The following is a 20,374-nucleotide window of genomic DNA, read 5'->3' as shown; positions in this document are numbered from 1 at the left end:
CAACCATTTGACCCTTTAGCCCTTTCCTCCCTCGTCCCTTCTCCCTTTCATCCTTTTCATATCAATGCTTCAAAAATAATTTCCGCTGGATGTTTCGCTTCCCGGCCTGTTCCGTCGTGGATTTGGTGGCGGCAACTGGTGCCCGGCGCGGCGATAATTACTTCTTCCGGTTGCTGACGAACAGCAGGGAAAAGCACTAATTCGCCAATTTGCATGGACAAATCGTAGTGTTCGACCTCATAACCAAATGAGCCAGCCATTCCGCAGCAACCTGAAGGAATTAATTGAACGGTATAGTTTTCCGGCAACGACAGCATTTTTTTGGTAGGAATCATGCTGGAAATCGCCTTCTGCTGGCAGTGACCGTGCAACTTGATCAGTTTTTTCTCCTTTGTAAACTGGTCTTTTGATATTCTTTTCAATTCTATTTCCCGAGCAATAAACTCGTCGAATTGCAATGCATTTAAGGCCAGTTTCTTAGCATCTTCAACCAATGACTCATCCACCAAATCGGGGTATTCATCGCGGAATGTCAATATTGCCGATGGTTCGATTCCGATCAGCGGAGTATCATGCGAGATGATATCCCTCAGCAATCTGATGTTATTTTCAGCCAGTTTTTTCGCATCCTTCAATAAGCCTTTTGATAGTTGTGGTCTGCCTGAAGGGCCGTGTTCTGGGATAACTACTTCATATCCCAGTTTTTCGAGACTTAATATCGTTTTCTTTCCAATTTCAACATCATTGAAATTAGAGAACTCATCACAAAAGAGATATACCTTTCCTTTTATTGCTTTGTTATTGCCAGCTCTGCTTTTCCACCATTTAAGTAACGTGGTATTGTGCAAAAGCGGCATTGTACGTTCCGGGTGGAATCCGACGATACGGTTGGCAATTTTGCGCAAAGGTGCATTTTTATAAATCAGGTTATAAGCCCAGGGAACATAGCTGGCAATACCCGTCATTTTGGAGAAATTTCCAACAAGCCATGATCTTAACGGAACACCATGCACGTCATGATATTGTTGCAAAAATTCCATTTTGAGTTTCGCGACATCCACATTCGATGGGCATTCGCCTTTACAGCCTTTACAAGCCAGACACAGGTCATATACCTCCTTAATCGACTGGTTATCAAACCGGTTTTCTTTAGGTGAGTTTGTCAGCATTTCACGCAGAATGTTCGCTCTGGCGCGTGTAGTATCTTTTTCATTCCGTGTAGCCATGAAACTTGGGCACATGGTACCCCCGCTTAACTGCGTTTTGCGACAATCTCCGGAGCCATTACACTGCTCGGCGTGTTGAAGAATGTTCTGATCCTTAAACCGGAAATAAGTTTTAAACTCGGGTGTTTTATGATCGGGCTCATACCGCAGGAAAGTGTCCATAGGTGCGGTATCCACGATTTTTCCAGGGTTAAAAATATTTTTCGGATCCCATGCTTTCTTGATATCCTTGAACAACTGGTAGTTATGGGGACCCACCATTTTAGGAATAAACTCGCCACGCAAACGACCATCCCCATGTTCTCCGGAAAGCGATCCGTCATATTTCTTCACAAGGTCAGCGATTTCTTCCGCAATCATTCTGAACTGGCGGTGGCCTTCGCTGGTTTTCAGGTTTATAATCGGGCGCAAATGTATTTCACCGGTTCCTGCATGCGCGTAGTGAACTGCAGACATGCCGTGCTTCGCTAGAATTACATTAAAATCCCGGATATAATCAGGTTGATCATATACATCGACAGCAGTGTCTTCAATCACTGCGACTGCCTTTTCATCGCCCGGGATATTTCCCAAGAGGCCCAACCCGGCTTTTCTCAAAGCCCATATTTTCTTAGTATCATCTCCAAAAAGCAGCGGGTAGTGAAAACCCATGCCTGCCTCTTTAAGCTCCGATATCATATCGGCAGAAACCGCTTCCACTTCTTCGGTTGTTTCTCTTGAAAGATCGACTACTAAAATAGCCGGAAATGATCCGTCTGGTTGATTGACAACAAAAAATGCATTTTTCTTTTGCTCCGAATTGGCCATCGCACATTCCAGAACGTAGTTATCTATCAATTCAACGGCTAGAGGATTGTATTTCAATGTAAGAATCGTTGCCCGCAGCGCCTCGTCGATCGAGTTGCAATGGATACAAACAAGTCCCTGTGTTTTGGGAGGAAGCGGGATAAGATTTAATTTGATTTCGGTTAAAAAGCAAAGGGTACCCTCCGAACCTGCAATCAGGCTACACATGTTAAACGGTGTCGAAACACCGGAAACTGTGTCAAACGTATATGGGTCCGTTTGCAGCAGCATATCCAGTGCGTAGCCGGTATTTCGGCGGCTAATACTCGGTTTAGGGAAGTTTTTTCGAATCTCGGTCTGATTGCTTTCCGAGGATAAGATCTTGTCTGTTTCTTTATATATTTTGTCGAGCAAAGACGCACTCCCGTTTTTGCTATTTGCAAGGCTAACAATTTCACGATAATTTGATGTTGGTAAAGATTTGAACTCCACGTCCGATCCATCAGCCAAAATTGCCTTTACCTCCAGCGTATGCTCTCTCGTGCTACCATAAACCACACTATTCGAACCGCAGGAATTATTTCCGACCATACCACCAATCATCGCCCGGTTTGCTGTCGACGTTTCCGGCCCGAAATACAGCCCATATGGTTTTAATGCCATATTTAGTTCATCTCTAATGACGCCAGGCTGGACACGAACCCACCTTTCTTCGGCATTGATCTCAAGGATTTTTGTGAAGTTTTTTGAAACATCCACGACAATTCCGTTGCCGACCACCTGACCTGCGAGCGACGTCCCGGCAGTTCTTGGAATGATCGAAACTTTATTTTGGTCAGCAAAGGCGATCAGTTTTTTGATATCGGCCTCAGTCCTAGGAATCGCCACTGCGAGAGGCATCTCACGGTATGCCGAAGCATCGGTTGCATATAGCGTTCTTATCGTATCGTCTAAGAATAAATCACCTTCAATGGTATTCGCCAGATCCCGGAGAATCGTATTATCGACAGCAATTGGGGGTATCATAATATAAATAAGCAATGACAAACTGCCGCAAAGTTACACACTTGTCCGGTTTTGTGCATGGATAAATTGATGAGAAGCAGCTCTCCGTCATAGTTAGACAAAAGCCTAAAAGATGTAACCGGCCGAATATCTTGTACTTAATTGATATAGGAATTGTACTTAAACGTAGGGTTAAAAAATATCCTGATTTTATAGGATTAAAATGGTGTGATATCGGTAACTTCAGTTGTATTATTTGGATTTATTATATTCTTTTGTTATACTGTTGCAGTTATATTCAAATAATTTCTCTGAATTAGTAAAAATATGAACCGCGTTGTTACTTTTTCAGTACGCCGTGTCTAATAGGGAAATGTTAAGATTGTACAGGAAACCTATAATAATTTAAATTAATCTAACCTATGATGAATTTTTCCTTGTTGTTAAATCGAGCTCACGACCCGTGCGCAATGAAATGGAATGAAAGGGTCTCAACTCGTCGGTTTCAGCAATTTGTCCTGTCGATGATTGTCCTGACAATGACGAGTTTTGCGATGAGTGTCCAGGCTCAGGACGTAACGGTATCAGGTACTGTTAAGGACTTAAAAACCGGCGCACTTCCCGGCGTCACAGTTACTCAAAAAGGAACAACAAAAGGAACAAACACGGATATTGATGGAAAATATCAGATTGTAGTTCCTGCAAACTCAACGCTTACATTCAGCTCAATCGGTTATGAACCTAAGGAGGTAAGCGTGGGTAACAAGTCTGTTATAGACGTGGTTCTTTCCGAGGACGTGAAAGCCTTAGAGGAAGTAGTTGTCGTTGGATATGGAACTGTTAAGAAGAAAGACGCCACAGGTGCGGTATCTGCCCTTGGTAGCAAAGACTTTCAAAAAGGTGTAATCGTATCTCCTGAACAATTGATGCAGGGTCGTATTGCGGGTGTTCAAATAACTCAGTCCAGTGGTGAGCCCGGGGGGGGGATCAACGTCCGTATCCGCGGAACGTCTTCGGTACTTGGAGGTAACAACCCGCTGTTTGTAGTGGATGGTGTTCCTTTAAGTGGAGACAATACATCAGGCGGTGGGGATAATCAAGGAGTTGGTCGTCAACCTGCTAAGAACCCTTTGAACTTTTTGAATCCGGACGATATCGCAAGCATGGATATATTAAAAGATGCTTCAGCTACTGCGATTTACGGTTCGAGAGGAGCAAATGGAGTAGTTCTTATTACTACTAAAAGAGGAAAAGGTAAGGGTACACTTGATTATGGTTATTCTTTTGGAGTAAGCAACATTACCAAGAAATATGATTTGTTAAGCGCTTCGGAATATGTTGCCGCTGGAGGCCAGGATCAAGGTGCAAAAACTGACTGGCAAGACGAGTTATTCAGGACGGCAACTACGCAGCAACATAATCTTTCTTACGGTGGTGGCGATGCATCAGGAAACTACAGATTTTCGTTGGGATATTTAAATCAGCAGGGTATCGTTCTTACTTCTGGTATAAAAAGATATAGCGTTGGATTTACAGGGATGAAGAAATTCATTAAGGACAAACTTTCGATTGGTAGCAGTTTGAACTTCGCTAACAATCAGGATGCCGGTGTTCCGATTTCTGAAAATATTGGTTTTGAGGGTGATTTGTTAGGTAATATCTTAAAGGCAAATCCGACCCGTGCCGTCTATAATGCGGACGGTAGCTATAACCAGGTAACAACGACTGAGCCGAATCCGATGGCATTCGTAAAACTGTCAAAGGATAGAACGAATTCTCTTCGTGCGCTAGGAAATATAAATGCAGAATTTGAGATTCTGAAAGGATTTAAGTTTAAAACTGTGCTCGGTTTTGATAAGTCAATGTCAACCAGACAACAGGCATACTCGAGAGACTTGGTTGTTGCTGGGATTGGCGGTGTAAAAGAAAACGAGAAAATAGGAAGGGTATATATTAGAGATGTTCAGACAGATAATCAATTGTGGGAAAACTACTTTACCTACGATAAGGAGTTTGGAAACGTATCTTTGAATGCGCTTTTAGGGTACTCGTATCAGAGCTTCGAAACAGCTAGCAAAAATGTAGCAGCTGCAAAGTTTAGAACTTCGGACCTTGATTTAATGATTAACAACCTTGGATCAGCAGGTACTGCAGTGCCAAAAGATGCTACCAATCTGACAAGCGTTGGTTCTGTTGTTCAAAACTCCAGCTATGTTAAAGATGAATTACAGTCGTACTTTGGTCGTGTAAATTTGGGTTTTAGCAATAAATACCTGTTTACTGGTACGTTGAGAGTTGACGGTTCTTCGAAATTCGGAGGAAACAATAAGTATGGTTACTTCCCTTCTGGTGCTTTCAAATGGAAATTGGTGGAAGAGGAATTTGTTTCCAAGGATTTCTTCAACGATCTGGCGGTTCGGATCGGTTACGGTATTACAGGTAATCAGGCCATTCCTCATAATGTGTATGATAGAAGAGACAGATATGGCGACTACGTTATCAACAATACAGGAGATGGTATTACCGGTGGTGGCTTGTCTGCCGTTGCGTTTAACAACCCTAACCTGAAATGGGAATCTACTGCAGCTTTCAACTTCGGTCTTGACTTCTCTTTCCTTAAAGGAAGATTAGGAGGTTCATTGGATGTTTATTCGAAAAACACAAAAGACTTACTTTTCAAAGTAGTTTCGGCACAGCCTGCTCCAAATCCTTTCGTGTATAAAAATTTGGATACGGATGTTCAAAACAGAGGTGTAGAACTTTCTTTGAACGCTGCGGTTGTCGATGGTAAGAAATTTACGTGGGAGGTGCTGTTCAACATTTCCTACAATAAGAATATGGTAAAGGATCTTGTGGGTACGTATGATACAGGTGAAATCAATGGACAAGGCTTGTCCGGTGCTTTTGCTCAACGTCTCGCTGCGGGTCAACCTTTATTCGCATATTTCCTGCGCGAGTTCGGAGGATTTGATGACAACGGTAATTCCATATATCCAAACGGAGACTTTCAACAGTTTCTTAATGGGAAAAGTCCTTTGCCAAAATTAACTTCTGGCTTAACAAACACATTCAAGTACGGTAACTTCGACTTAAGTATTTTCTTTAACGGCGTGTTTGGTAACTATCTTTATTCTAACACGGCAAATGCGTTCTTCACCCAGGGATCATTTGCGAACGGAAGAAACGTGACAAAGAATGTGATTGGAAATGGAGAGGGGGCACTGAATGCACCAGATGTGTCTACACGCTTTTTGGAAAAAGGCGATTTTGTTCGACTTCAAAACTTGCAGTTAGCTTACAGGGTTCCGCTTAAAGGAAGCAAAGTTCTGTCAAATGCGAGAGTTTTTATTGCTGGTCAAAATTTGTTGACATTTACGAAGTATTCTGGTCAGGATCCTGAGGTAAGCACTAACAAATCGTTGAATGATATTCCGTCATTTGGAATTGATTATACGGCGTACCCGCGTGCACGTACCTGGACGATTGGAGCGAGTGTATCATTCTAATTAAAAAAGCAGAGAAAATGAAAAGTAATAAGATATATAGATTATTAATATTAAGTGCATGCGTATCATTTATGTCGGCATGCACCGACCTTGTGACTGAGGAGAAGGATTCGCTGGTTAGTAAGTCAGAGAGCGGAGAGTTTGTACCTGTAAATGTTCCTGAGGCTCTATCTTCGGCATATAAAGACTTGTCCACATACTCTGATCAGGCTGGTATTTACGCTCTGGGAGAGCATGTTTCTGCTGAGATGATTCCGCCAACCCGCGGTGTTGACTGGGGTGACAACGGGGTTTGGCGTACGTTGGATGCGCATACATGGGATGCATCTCACTCGTATATTCTAAGCGCATGGAATGCATTAAACCAAAGAGCTTACAGAGCTACGGAAATAATAGCATCTTCGCCATCGCCACAGCAAAAAGCAGAAGCTCAATTTCTAAGAGCTCTGAATACCTTTCACGTGATGGACTATTGGGGAGTCGCCCCTGTCAGAACTGTAGATCAGGGAGTTGACGATTTGCCTACAATACTTACCCGGTCTGAAGCTTTCGATTTTATTGTGAAGGATCTGGAAGAAGCATTGCCAAATCTTGAAACGAAAGGACCATCAGTTTTGAATGGTACTGCGAGTAAAGCTGCGGCAAACTTTCTACTTGCAAAACTGTATCTCAACAAAGCAGTTTATAAAAGTCAGGATCCCGCTGGCCCATATACATTCGATAAGGCTGATATGGACAAAGTTGTTGCTTACGTCGATGCGATAACACAAGACGGATATGCTTTGGAATCTAACTATTTTTCAGCGTTTTCCGCAAGTGCGAAGACAGAGCCTATTTTTAACGTGACTGAAGGAACTGCTCAGAACCGTTGGATGATGACATTGCACTATGGGCAAAATCCATCTGGCTGGAATGGGTTTGCTACGTTGGCTGATTTTTACGATACTTTCGAACAAGAAGATATGAGAATTGGAGAGCCTGGAAAACAGGATGGTTCTCAATATTCAGGAATTGGTTTAGGGTTTCTAATTGGGCCGCAGTTTGATGACAATGGAAAAGCTGTAATTGATACCCGTACCCTGAAGCCACTTTCTTTTACGCGTGATGTTCCTTTGGCAGGTGCAGCTACTGATAAAGGGATTCGGGTAATTAAGTACCACCCGGCTAACGCGGGGAAATATCTTTTGATGCGATATTCTGAGGCATTTCTTATGAAAGCAGAGGCGCTGTTTAGAGGCGGCGATGCGGCAGGGGCTTTAACGCAAACCAATGCATTGCGGAAGGCTCGCGGAGCATCTGCGCTTGCTTCGCTGACAGAGGATACCATGTTTGAAGAAATAGGTCGTGAGCTTTACTGGGAGGGTGGAAAAAGAACAACCGAGATTCGTTTTGGTAAATTCCTTTCAGGCGAGGGAGCCTCTAAAAAAGATCCTTACACCGTTTTGTATCCAATTCCTTCTGCAGCCTTGGTTTCAAATGCCAATCTGACTCAGAATCCAGGTTATTGATTTTTAATTCTTAGCTTTGAAGTGAAGGTGCTCGAAATTTTCGAGCACCTTTATTTTGTCAAATAAGTCACTTGTGAAAATGAACAAATGCGTTTGCTTTTTAATCTTTACGGCTTTTATTGTGTGGGGGAGCTGCACAAGTCGTAGCGATAAAAAGGTCGAAGAAAATTTCGGGATATTAGGAGAGAAAGAAGCTATCGTATCATTCGATATTGATGGTAAAGAGTTTTACAGGGATAAGGAGATTTTTCTGGCAGAAGCATATATTTCAAAAGACATTTTTAATCTAACATTGTCGAGTCGAAGCGGAGATAGAACGATTGTGAGCTTTGGAGGGGATAAGTGGTTTCAGAAGTCACCCATTTCTTCGAAAGTTAAAAATGATGATCCTTCGGCGGGCAACATAAAAATAGGAAAACTGATAGATGCTGAAAAAATGATCGGGGAAGGGTATATGATGATTGAAGGGGAGGTTACCGCAACAGAATTTTCACCCGACAAAATGGTTTTTGAAATTAATGGATTAGCCGGAAAATACAGTGATTTTCAGCAACCTGATAAATACTTGAAAGTTAAAGGATTGATTGTTTGTAAAAAACCTCAAATCACAATGGCCGGAATAAGCGAAAAGCAGGTCTTTGCATCTCAAAAGGAATAAATGGTAGAAAGATATATGAAATTAGGTTGTGTGATTGGAGCCATTGTCTTCTCAATATTTTCGTTGTCATGTTCCCATAAAGACAAGTCAGAGAGTTTGTTCGAAGAGATGGATTCGGGAGAGACCGGCATCGATTTTGAAAACAAAGTCGCGAATACAGAGGATTTCAATATTTTCAATTACCGTAATTTCTACAATGGGGGAGGTGTTTCGATAGGCGATATCAACAACGATGGATTACCAGATATATATTTCACCGCCAACATGGGTGACAACAAGTTGTATCTGAACAAAGGCAACTGGAAGTTCGAGGATATCACTCAAAAAGCCGGAGTTGGAGAACCCTCCAAGTGGAGTACGGGTGTTGTGATGGTGGATATCAATTCCGACGGGTTGCTGGATTTATATGTCTGCAATGCCGGGTATCAAAAATTTGTCAAAAAGGAGGGCAATTCGCTCTATATCAATAATGGAGATTTAACATTTACCGAATCGGCCGCCAAATATGGCCTGGCTGAGACTGGTTATACAACACATGCAGCGTTTTTCGATTATGACCTGGATGGCGATCTGGACGCTTATATACTGAACAATAGTTTCATACCAGTCAATACCCTCAACTATGCTAACAACCGAGATTTGAGGGCTAAGGATTGGCCTGTAAAGGATTTTTTGAAAGGTGGTGGAGATAAATTACTTCGAAATGATAATGGAAAGTTCGTAGATGTCAGTGAATCGTCAGGCATATATGGTAGTCTGATCGGATTCGGCCTCGGTGTGACGGTTGGAGATATTGATGGCGACCAATATCCGGACATTTACGTTTCAAATGACTTTTATGAGCGTGACTATCTGTATATCAATAAACGCGATGGCACTTTTTCCGAAGAACTGGAAAAGAGATTAAATCATACGAGCCTTGCCTCAATGGGCGCGGATATGGCAGATATTAATAACGATGGTTTTCCCGAGTTATTTGTAACCGATATGCTTCCCCGTGATCAGTATCGATATAAAACGACTACTTCTTTTGAGAACCACTTTCTTTTTAACCTGAAAAAGGAAAAGGGTTTTTACAATCAGTATATGCAAAATAGCCTCCAGTATAACAATCAGGATGGGACTTTTAGCGAGATTTCCAATTATGCGGGCGTTGCCGCAACAGACTGGAGCTGGGGCGCATTACTTTTCGATGCCGATAATGATACCAAGACGGATATTTACGTCAGTAACGGGATTTATCATGATATTCTTGATCAGGACTTTATAGATTTTTTTGCTAACGAGGTGACTCAGGATATGGTATTATCCGGTGAAAAAAAGAGCATGCAGGAAATAGTAAATAAAATGCCTTCAAATCCTATTGCCAATAATTTCTTTCACAATGAGGGGGCATTGGTATTTAAGGAAAAAGCAGACGAGTTCGGTTTTGATAAGAAGTCGTTTTCAAACGGTGCAGCATATGCTGATCTTGATAATGATGGCGACCTTGATCTCGTAGTCAATAATGTTAATCAGGAATGCTTTGTTTATAGAAACAACTTTACCTTAAAAAAGGAGAAGAATCATTTTATCAAAATTAAGCTCAAAGGCGAAGGCAAGAACACTTTTGCCATCGGAGCCAAAGTGACTGTATTCTCAGGATGCCAAATATTGACGCGACAACTTAACCCATCACGAGGTTTTCAATCCAGCACAGAGTATCCGATCACGATAGGATTGGGGAAGGCCAATAAAATAGACTCAATTACAGTGAATTGGCCGAATCTTAAATTGACGAAAAAATTCAATGTGGCAGTGGATACAACGCACTCTTTTGAAATGAAAGATGCAAAGGATGTAGTGCAAAAACCTATTAGCATACCGCGTACTTTCTTAAGTCTGGCTCCGGAAACCGTTTTTGACAAACACACGGAGAATAAATATGAAGACTATTATCTGGAACGAAATATTCCAATGCTACTGTCACGAGAAGGTCCGAAAGCAGCAATTGGCGATGTAAACGGTGATAAGCTGGACGATATTTATATATGCGGCGCGAAAGGCCAGGGTGGACAATTGTATATTCAGAAAGGTACTTCATTTGTGAAATCCGTTCAGAAAGCGTTTTCGGATTTAAAGGAGTTCGAAGATACCGCGGCGGATTTTTTCGATTGTGATGGAGATGGCGATCTGGATCTAGTTGTTGGAAGTGGTGGTAATGAAAGCAAGCCTTCCAATATGGACCTCCCGACAAGGTTATATCTGAATGACGGTAAAGGGAATTTTACCATTAACATACGTGCTATGCCGCCAAATGGCATGAATACGTCTACCATTGCACCACATGACTATGATGGAGACGGGGATATGGATCTCTTCGTAGGTAGCAGAAGCGTTCCTGGCGAGTATGGATCTAACCCCAAAAGTTATCTCTACGAAAACGATGGAAAGGGGTCTTTCAAAGAAGTTGGTAAGATTTTAATTCCAAAACTGACGAAACTCGGGATGGTCCGCGACGCCTCATGGGTTGATATCGACGGAGATAAGATGAAGGAGTTAATCATCGTGGGTGACTGGATGGCTCCGGTTATTTTTAAATATGCAAAGGGAAAATTCCTCGAGGTAAAGAGTGGTTTGGAATCATTTTCGGGCTTTTGGGGATGTTTGAAATATGCTGATCTGGATGGTGACGGCGACATGGATTTGGTGCTGGGGAATATAGGTGAAAATTTTGCACTCAATGCTTCGGCAAATGAACCACTGAAAATCTGGATCAACGATTTTAATAAAAACGGTACAATCGAAAAAGTAATGTCAAAAACGGTTGACTCACGAGATGTTCCCGTTTTGCTGAAAAGAGAGCTTACAACACAGTTTCCTTTTTTAAAGAAAGAGAATTTAAAACATTCGGAATATGCTAAGAAGTCGGTTCAGGAGCTTTTTCCTGGTAATCTGTTGGAGAAAGCATTAGAGAAAACGGTTAATTATGAAAAATCGGCTGTTGCAATAAACAATGGCAAAGGTCAGTTTGAAATAAAAGAACTACCATATCTGGCTCAGGTTTCATGCCTGAACGCCATTGAAATAAGGGACCTCAATAATGACGGTCGTCTTGACTTAATTGTTGGAGGAAACTTTACACATTTTATTCCGCAGCTGGGAGCTTTGGACGCATGTCGCGGAAACGTGCTGATCAACAAGGGCAATTTCAATTTTGACGTATTATCAAGTATACAAAGTGGATATGCACTTGATGGAGAGCTTAAGCAAATTAGCTCGATTAGCATTCATGGCGCTCCGTATCTGATCAACCTTGTAAATAATGCTGCCCCGGTTTTTTTTAAAGTGAATACCAAATTAAAATAACCGGATTTCAAGAAACGCCCATCGTTGGCAATCATCAAATGTCTGATTCGCAATTCATAAGTAAGATATCAATAGGACTATTTCTCGGACTTCTTCTCGCCGGGCTAGGTTCCTGCAAAAAGGATACTGAGAACAAAGACTACGCTTTTGACCTGCTGACTTCCGAAAGAACGGGAATTGAATTTTCCAATACACTCAAATCAACCGACGATTTTAACATATTTAACTATATGTACTTCTATAACGGCGGGGGGGTAGGTGCTGGCGATTTTAATAACGACGGACTTGTGGATCTGTGTTTTATAGCGAATCAGGAACCGAACAGAATTTATCTCAATAAGACAGGGATGAAGTTCGAAGACGTTACCGAAAAATCTAATTTCAAAGGTGGGAAGGCGTGGTCAAACGGTGTGTCGATTGTTGATATCAATCAGGACGGCATGCTGGATATATATGTCAGCCAAGTTGGTGAATTTGAGAAAATCAAAGGTCATAACCTGCTATTTGTTTGTAAAGAAATCACGAGCGAAGGAGTTCCGGTATATGAAGAGAAATCGGCGGAATATGGACTTGACTTGGTAGTTTTTGGAACTCAGGCGGCCTTTTTTGATTATGACAAAGATGGCGATCTCGATATGTTTCAGCTCAATCATACCGTACATCAAAATGGTACTTTCGGTGCCAGGGCTCAGTTTGAAGGTACATATCATCCGCTTGCCGGCGATAAATTATTCCGGAACGATAATGGAAAGTTCGTCGAGGTAACGAGATCTTCGGGAATCCGCAGCACAGTTATTGGTTATGGGTTGGGAGTGGGAGTAGGTGATATCAACTTCGATGGTTTTCCTGACATGTACGTTGGTAACGACTTTCACGAAAATGACTATTTATATATCAACCAAAAAAATGGTGTTTTTAAAGATGAGATAGACTCTTCGATGATGCACACCAGTCAGTTCTCCATGGGAGTTGATATTGGTGATCTGGATAACAATATATTCCCCGAGATAATATCACTAGATATGCTTCCGTCTGATTATGGGATTCTTAAACAATCCGAAGGGGAGGATATGTACAGTATTTTCCGGTATAAAATCCGTCAGGGTTACAATTATCAGTTTGCGAGGAATAATCTCCAATACAACAATGGTAATGGTACTTTCAGTGAAATTGGAATGTACTCGGGAGTTCATGCGACGGATTGGTCGTGGTCCCCGCTTTTTATGGATTTTGACAATGATGGGGCCAAGGATTTGTTCATTTCAAACGGTATTCCGAAACGAATGAACGATACGGATTATATCAAATTTGTGTCGGACGAGGTGATTCAGGAAAAGATTAAAAACAAAACATTCAGCGAAAGTGACAAGTCTTTGGAGGACAAGCTGCCGGAAATCAAACTGCTCAATAAATTTTATTCCAATTCCGGCGAACTGAGATTCAATGATCTTGAAAAGGTGATTAAAAATGACAGAAAATCCTTTTCCAACGGGGCTCTATATGCTGACCTGGATAATGATGGCGATTTGGACATAGTTGCCAACAATATCAACGATAAGGCTTTTGTCTACGAAAATCTATCCAATGCCAAGCCAGTTAAAGCGGATTATGCGCGGGTGTACTTACGTGGAAAAAAGGGAAACTTAAACGCGATAGGGGCAAAATGTCTGGTTTTTAAGAAAGGCGGGGTTCAAAGCTATGAGAAGTTTCCGGTTCGAGGTTTCCAGTCCAGTATGGAGGTGCCATTGAATATTGGTTTCGGGAAAAGGTCGGAAGTTGATTCAATGATTATTATTTGGCCGGACGACAGATATACTACTATCAAATCAAGGGAAATCCGCGATTCGATAGCTGTTGCATATATGGATGCGTTGCCAATTTTCAACTATGCGGAATTTAATGAAGCGCGGGCGAAAAATGATATATATTCTTTTGAAGATATCGCAGTGAAAGTTGGACTGGACGTAAAGCATATTGAGAATAACTTTGTCGAGTTTGACAGGAATTCGCTTATCCCATTTGAAATGACGGCGGAGGGGCCTGCGTTAGCCATAGCGGATATCAATCACGACGGGTTGGAGGATGTATTTGTAGGGTCATCGAAGAAAAATAGAAACCATCTTTTTCTTCAGACAGCAAAAGGGACTTTCCAGGAAAGCGTGCAGCCTTATCTGGTTCGGGACAGTACCTATGAGGAAATTGACGCGCATTGGCTGGATGTTAATAAGGATACGCATCTGGATCTGATAGTTGCCACGGGAGGAAACGAATATGCCCGCAACTCAGAATATCAGCGGCCGAGAATTTACCTGAACGATGGTAAAGGCAATCTTAAACCAAAGGAGGACGCCTTCACCAATATTTATATGACGGCCTCAGTTGTCGTTCCATATGACTTTACGGGCGATGGCATCATTGATCTATTCATTGGTGGACGGGGTGTTCCTTTGAATTACGGCGAGGTGCCACGGTCATATTTGCTGGCCAATGATGGAACCGGCAGATTTAAGGATGTTACCGCTCAATTTTCGAAAGAATTGAACACCATAGGATATGTGAAGGATGCGAAATGGGTAGATCTTGATAAGGACGGGGATCAGGACTTGATATTGGCGCTGGAATGGGGCGGGGTGTGTGCTATGATCAATAATAAAAAGTCTTTTGAGAAAAAGATGCTTACATCCCGTAAAGGTTTGTGGAATTTCACGCTTCCATACGATTTCGATGGCGATGGTGATATTGACATCCTCGCTGGAAACCTGGGTTTAAACAACCGCTTTACTGCCTCATCAGATCAACCTGTGAGGATGTATATCAATGATTTTGACGGCAACGGACGACAGGAACCAATATTGACCTACTACCTCAATGGCACTGAGGCGTTGTTTCCGACCAAGCTGGAGATGGAGAAGCAACTTCCTGTCATCCGGAAAAAGTATATATACTCCGCTGATTTCGCTAAGGCGAATCTTGGGGATCTGGTGGGTGAAGAGAAACTGAAGGAGGCTCAGATATTGTCTGCGGATTATTTCGCAAATGCCATTTTAGTGAACGACGGCAAAGGGAACTTCACGGCACAGGCCTTGCCATATAAAGCCCAATGGACTCCATATTATGCTGCCCGGACTATTGACGCCAACGGGGATAACTTGCCGGATATTCTATTAATGGGCAATTTCTACAATTGCAACATTCAAATGGGAAGGTATGACGCTGACTATGGCACAATCCTGATCAATAAAGGCAATTGTAATTTTGTCCCAACGACTATAAAAGGATTACAAGTTCGTGGGCAGGTAAGAAAACTGGAAGACATTTCGATCAAAGGAGCGAAGGCTATTATTGCTGCACGGAATGATGATAAGCTGGTTGTGATTAAAAAGGTCGATAAGTGAGTGGATTGTTACAGTTTGTATAATACTGATACTCCGAGTATAAAAGCTCTGTAAAACTGGTCATAACTGTTGATTTCATACGGAGCGCTAAACTGGCCAAATGTGCTGCTGGCAACGGGAGTATTATTCACTTCACCTGTAACCCGGCCGAATCCCAATATTTTTGGATAGTGTCCAATTGAGTATTTGAGTGAAAAATTCATCGACAGCTTTGATGCAAGGTTATATTTTGTTCCGATACCTCCGTTAAATGCAAACATAAAAGAATTTTTTTTCACACTAAACGTCCTATAAATATACGACTCCGTCGAGGCGTCGTTATAGAATCTGGCAGCCAGGGTTAATTCGTTTCTCGTCATTACCTGCACGCTTACTCCTGCCAGTAAAAAAGGAATCCAGCGAGACGATGGCTTTCTGAGGGAATAAATTGCATTCCCCTCTGTCTGGATAGTGTTAAAGGCGAATCGTGTGAGCTTAATCGTCGGGTCAAACTTCTCAGGCATTAAAATCTTAGCACTTCCGATGACCTCGTAATACAAGGGGTAGGAGGTAAATACATGATCATTGGATATCTTATTGGTTAAAATATTCAATTCAATATCCCATTTTGGTAGAATTTTGACTTTGCTTTGAATACCCCACAAAATAGAATTGCTTTTAACTTTATCAGTGTCAGTCTGTCGATCATATGGTGTTTTTTGTTCCAGGTTTAACAGCGCAAAGTAAATTTGATTAAATGCGATTCCGGCATATGGGCCAATTGCGACGGTTGCCTTAAATTTTGCAATATTCTGATTGAATACAATTGGTTGATAGCTAGCCGATTGATTCGCAAACACGGTTAGTTTAGTCAGATATTTTAATGTGTAAGTTGGATTAATGTTTTCTGTTTTGTAGAAATCATCAAGAATTTTTTGGATAAATAACAATGGCAGTACTCGTAGAAGGTGTGGCTTGGAAATTGCTTTAAGAGTATCCTGTGTTTCCAAGTAAAACACGTCAGATTTCTCGTGATAAAACAAATTATAATACCCTTTCACAACGTATAAGAGCAGCTGCCGTTGTGTACCTACCTGCCGTGTCACATAATAACTTCCGTCCGCCAACTTCAAGGTTGAGATATCAGCGAAACTGAATATGCTGTGCTTTTTTTCTATCGAAAGCTTTACACTTTCTTTCTTATACCTTATGTCGATGTTGCCAACATGAGGGGTGGCTTCCCCGATCAGGAATAGAGAATCTTTTTGAGCAATTGCGGAGATATTAAGGCAGAAAAGGAAGGCAAGCGTAAAGAATTTTCGCATACGTTGAGTCAACGAATTTGTGATATTACAATTTAGGGTTTAATACTTGTCCTGACAAATTCAACTTATGATTAATCGTTGCATGAGAGAATAGACTTTGTCCTTGTGGTTCGGAAGAGTGCCAACATGCCGAATTCTACTTTCGAAATTTTATCCGTTAGATACCAGCATGTTAAATCATGTTAAAACCACGTCTGTCAGCGTTGCATGGTAGTAAAACTGCAAATTCATATCCTTAAATTGGCTTTCAGTAATATTATCGGTCACTGTCATGCTAAAAAATTACTTTACAATAGCGCTCCGGAATCTGAAGATCAACAAAACTTATACCCTATTGAATATCATGGGTTTAAGTATGGGTATGACTGGCGCTATCCTGATATTTCTTTTTCTACAGTTCCACTGGAAAACCGACAGGCATCATGCTGATGCTCAACGCGTATATAGGGTGGTTCTGAATTTGCTTTTGGATGAAGGTACCGAATATGGAACAGATTCTTCATTGCCCCTGGCTGTGTCTTTGGCTCACGATTATTCGGGAATTGAAAAAGCCGGATCGATCAGAAAATTGCCAGATGCCACTTTTTCGTCAGGAAATAGGGGTAGTGTTAAAAGGTTCATTGAAAAAGAAAATGTAGTATTCGCGGATCAAGGCTTCATGGATATGTTTGTTTTCGAGGGGGCAGTTAAGGATATTATGACTGAACCTAATACAGTCGTGATCAGGCAGAAGGTGGCGGAAAAATATTTTGGGACTACCGATGCGACAGGTATGATTTTAAGACTGAATAACGCGCATGACCTCAAAGTTGCCGAAGTTCTTAAAAATGAGGAGCGCCCAACGGATTTTAATTTTGATATCTATATATCTCTCCCGACGTTAAAAAAGATTGATCCTTCCTATGAAATGGATAACTATAATTGGCTCAGCTCCAAAAATGCCACTTTTGTTAAATTGTCTGATCCGGGGCAGATGATTGGAACAGAAAAACAGATCAAGGTCAATGGAAAGAAGTATTACGGAGATGTTGCCAAATACTATGATCACAAACTTCAGCCGCTCGCCGACGTCCATTTTGATGAAAAATATGATGGTAAAATACGTCGGTCCATTTTGTGGATTCTGGCCGGGGTAGGATGTTTTCTGCTTTTGATTGCCTGTATAAATTTCATTAATATGGCAACGGCCCAAGCTTTGAAACGTTCAAAGGAGATTGGCGTGAGGAAGGTCTTAGGTAGTTCTCAAAAGCAATTATTCTGGCAGTTTATGAATGAAACAGCTTTGCTGGCATTTTTTTCGGCACTCGTTGCATTCGTTTTGACAATCACATTATTGCCTGTTTTGAATAACTGGACGCATACCCAGGCATTTCACGTCGGTTTATTATTTCGTTGGGAGTTACTGCTATTTTGGATACTGACGTTGTGTGTCGTCATATTGATGGCTGGATTTTATCCTGCGGTTATTGTTTCCGGTTTTAGCCCAATTACAGCTTTGAAAAACAAATCGGGACTGCTGTTGAAAGGCGGGATTGGCATGCGGCGGCCATTAATTACCATTCAGTTAGCGATCGCGCAGATACTGCTCATCAATACATTGGTTCTGATGATGCAACTCCGGTTTTTCCAAAATGCAAATCTGGGATTCGATCAAAATTCTGTGATAACCTTGTCGCTTCCCAAAACTGACGCCGATCCTAACTCAAAACAGGCGTTGAAAAATGAATTGCTGCAATATACTGACGTAAAATCTGTCGCATTTCAATACGAAGCACCGACTTCATCGATGGGTTATGGGGGCTCTGTAAGGTTTGATAACCATAGGGAATGGGAGAAATTCATGATCCGGGATCGTTTTGGGGATGAAGACTATATTGAAACCTATAAGATGAAATTGCTGGCAGGAAGAAGTTGTATGGCCAGGGATTCGGTGGTAGAATTTGTTGTGAATGAAGAATTTATGAAAAAAGTGGGCGTCCGAAATCCAGAGGCAATATTAGGAAGGCAGTTAGAGGATGGGAATACTGGTTTAAAAGGGGAGATCGTTGGAGTCGTAAAAAGCTTCCATTTAAAGTCATTGCAGGAAGTAGTCGAGCCTTGTGCCATTTTCTCTCATCCCAAGTTGTACAAAGAAGTGGCGGTCAAATTGAGTACAAAAAGTCTCCATTCATCATTGGGCAATATCCAATCGGCGTGGCAAAAGGTATATCCCAACGAGGTATTTAATTATCAGTTTGTCGACGAACAGATCGACCGGTTTTATGAAAAGGAACAACAGCTTACGACGTTAATACGGACATTTTCAGTAGTGGCCATTCTGATTTGTTGTCTGGGGCTATACGGAATGATCTCTTTTATGGTAACTCAAAAACGGAAAGAAATCGGCATCAGAAAGGTGTTGGGCGCGGGAGTTGACAGCATTATTTTGCTATTTGGTCGAGAGTTCGTACTGCTCGTTTTTATTGGTTTTGTCATAGCAGCACCATTAGCCTGGTATATGATGAACAACTGGCTAAATAATTTTGCTTACCATATCAGCCTCAAATGGTGGATCCTGCCGACAGGAGGGTTGGCAATAATGCTTATTACACTATTGACTGTAAGTGTTAAAGTGGTGAGAGCCGCGTTGATAAATCCGGTGGAGAGTATTAGTGTAGAGTGACATTGGGAACAATTTCGCTATGCCGCTCTACCTAATACTTTTATTTTTTACCTATTAACGAAATAGAGAACGCATCCTCCAAGTCTTTCACAAACTCTCGGTTTTTCCTCCATCCACAGCTAGGCTAACCCCATTAATACTTCCTGCAACAGGTGAGCACAGAAAGGCTACAGCCGCTCCGACCTCTTCAGCTTCTACAAACCGTTTCGTCGGGATGGATGATTCCAGAATTGTCGAGATTTCCTGCGGCGTTTTGCCTTGTTCCTGACTGCGCATTTCGAAGATTTTTTCGAGGCGGGCCGTTTTTGTGAAACCCGGAAGGATGTTGTTGGTGGTTATGCCATATTGACCCAGTTCAAGTGCCAGCGTTTTTGCCCAGCTGGCCGTAGCTCCCCGGATAGTATTGGATACTCCAAGTCCAACGATGGGCTGCTTCACCGATGTACTCACAATATTTACAATTCGTCCGTATCCGGCCTTTTTCATAGAAGGTACAACCGCTTTGGCCAGTATCTGATAGTTTATAATATGCATCTGGAATGCATTCAGGAACTGCTCAGGATCTGCATCAATGATCGGTCCGCCAGCCGGCCCGCCTGTATTGTTTACAAGAATATGAACGTCCGGACATAGTCGGAGATACTCGTCAATTGCTTTTTGGACAGCATCGGGCACTGAAAAATCGGCAACAAAATATCTGTGGAGCTGACCTTGAGTAGCATCCAGTTCATCTACCGTTTGACGAAGCGTTTCCTCGTTTCTAGCCACCAGCGTTACGTTCGCGCCTAAAAGTGCCAATTCAATAGCAGCTGCTTTTCCTATACCCTGCGTGCTTCCACACACTAAAGCGGTTTTTCCGCTTAAACTTAAATTCATATTTTAAAGCTTTTAAGATAACCTTTTTGATTTTGAATGAGCAGGGGTAATGAAAGAGTGAGTGAATGAGCGAATGGGTTGCTCGGATCTGGTTCCCTTT

Annotated in this window: 9 protein-coding genes; 6 read left to right on the top strand and 3 right to left on the bottom strand. The window is 41.9% G+C overall.

Annotated elements, in window-relative coordinates; translation table 11 throughout:
• Positions 1-56: 56 nt before the first annotated feature.
• Positions 57-3,038, bottom strand: a complete 2,982-nt coding sequence (locus AC1XUD_RS17150) for an FAD-binding and (Fe-S)-binding domain-containing protein (protein ID WP_483362262.1) — start codon at positions 3,036-3,038, stop codon at positions 57-59.
• A 449-nt stretch (positions 3,039-3,487) separates the two neighbouring features.
• Here AC1XUD_RS17150 and AC1XUD_RS17145 point away from each other — a divergent pair, with 449 nt between their 5' ends.
• The 5 genes from AC1XUD_RS17145 (at position 3,488) to AC1XUD_RS17125 (ending at position 15,432) form a co-directional block, all read left to right on the top strand.
• The gene (locus tag AC1XUD_RS17145; protein WP_483362261.1) at positions 3,488-6,523 is read left to right on the top strand and encodes a SusC/RagA family TonB-linked outer membrane protein; all 3,036 of its coding nucleotides are present in this window, start codon (positions 3,488-3,490) and stop codon (positions 6,521-6,523) included.
• A 17-nt stretch (positions 6,524-6,540) separates the two neighbouring features.
• Positions 6,541-8,031 (top strand): RagB/SusD family nutrient uptake outer membrane protein, encoded by a 1,491-nt coding sequence (locus tag AC1XUD_RS17140; RefSeq protein ID WP_483362260.1) that lies wholly within the window; start codon positions 6,541-6,543, stop codon positions 8,029-8,031.
• 73 nt (positions 8,032-8,104) lie between these two features.
• Positions 8,105-8,689: a hypothetical protein gene (locus AC1XUD_RS17135; RefSeq protein ID WP_483362259.1), complete on the top strand. Its 585-nt coding sequence runs from the start codon at positions 8,105-8,107 to the stop codon at positions 8,687-8,689.
• Positions 8,690-8,704: 15 nt separating this feature from the next.
• Entirely contained in the window at positions 8,705-12,037 is a 3,333-nt protein-coding gene (locus AC1XUD_RS17130; protein ID WP_483362258.1) for a VCBS repeat-containing protein, read from the top strand.
• Positions 12,038-12,075: 38 nt separating this feature from the next.
• Positions 12,076-15,432, top strand: a complete 3,357-nt coding sequence (locus AC1XUD_RS17125; RefSeq protein ID WP_483362257.1) for a VCBS repeat-containing protein — start codon at positions 12,076-12,078, stop codon at positions 15,430-15,432.
• Between the two features lie 8 nt (positions 15,433-15,440).
• On the opposite strand, the gene AC1XUD_RS17120 is transcribed toward AC1XUD_RS17125, so the two are convergent.
• Positions 15,441-16,736 carry a hypothetical protein gene (locus AC1XUD_RS17120; RefSeq protein WP_483362256.1) on the bottom strand — a complete coding sequence of 432 codons (1,296 nt, stop codon included), beginning with the start codon at positions 16,734-16,736 and terminating at the stop codon, positions 15,441-15,443.
• Positions 16,737-17,007: 271 nt separating this feature from the next.
• Here AC1XUD_RS17120 and AC1XUD_RS17115 point away from each other — a divergent pair, with 271 nt between their 5' ends.
• Positions 17,008-19,398, top strand: coding sequence for an ABC transporter permease (locus AC1XUD_RS17115; RefSeq protein ID WP_483362255.1), 2,391 nt, complete (start codon positions 17,008-17,010; stop codon positions 19,396-19,398).
• An 87-nt stretch (positions 19,399-19,485) separates the two neighbouring features.
• Here AC1XUD_RS17115 and AC1XUD_RS17110 read toward each other — a convergent pair whose 3' ends face one another.
• Positions 19,486-20,274 carry an SDR family oxidoreductase gene (locus AC1XUD_RS17110; RefSeq protein ID WP_483362254.1) on the bottom strand — a complete coding sequence of 263 codons (789 nt, stop codon included), beginning with the start codon at positions 20,272-20,274 and terminating at the stop codon, positions 19,486-19,488.
• Positions 20,275-20,374 lie beyond the last annotated feature (100 nt).

Source organism: Dyadobacter sp. HNCC25DJ184 (genome assembly GCF_056895215.1).
The sequence above is the reverse complement of the archived record's forward strand: the minus strand, read 5'-3'. Positions and strand labels throughout refer to the sequence as shown.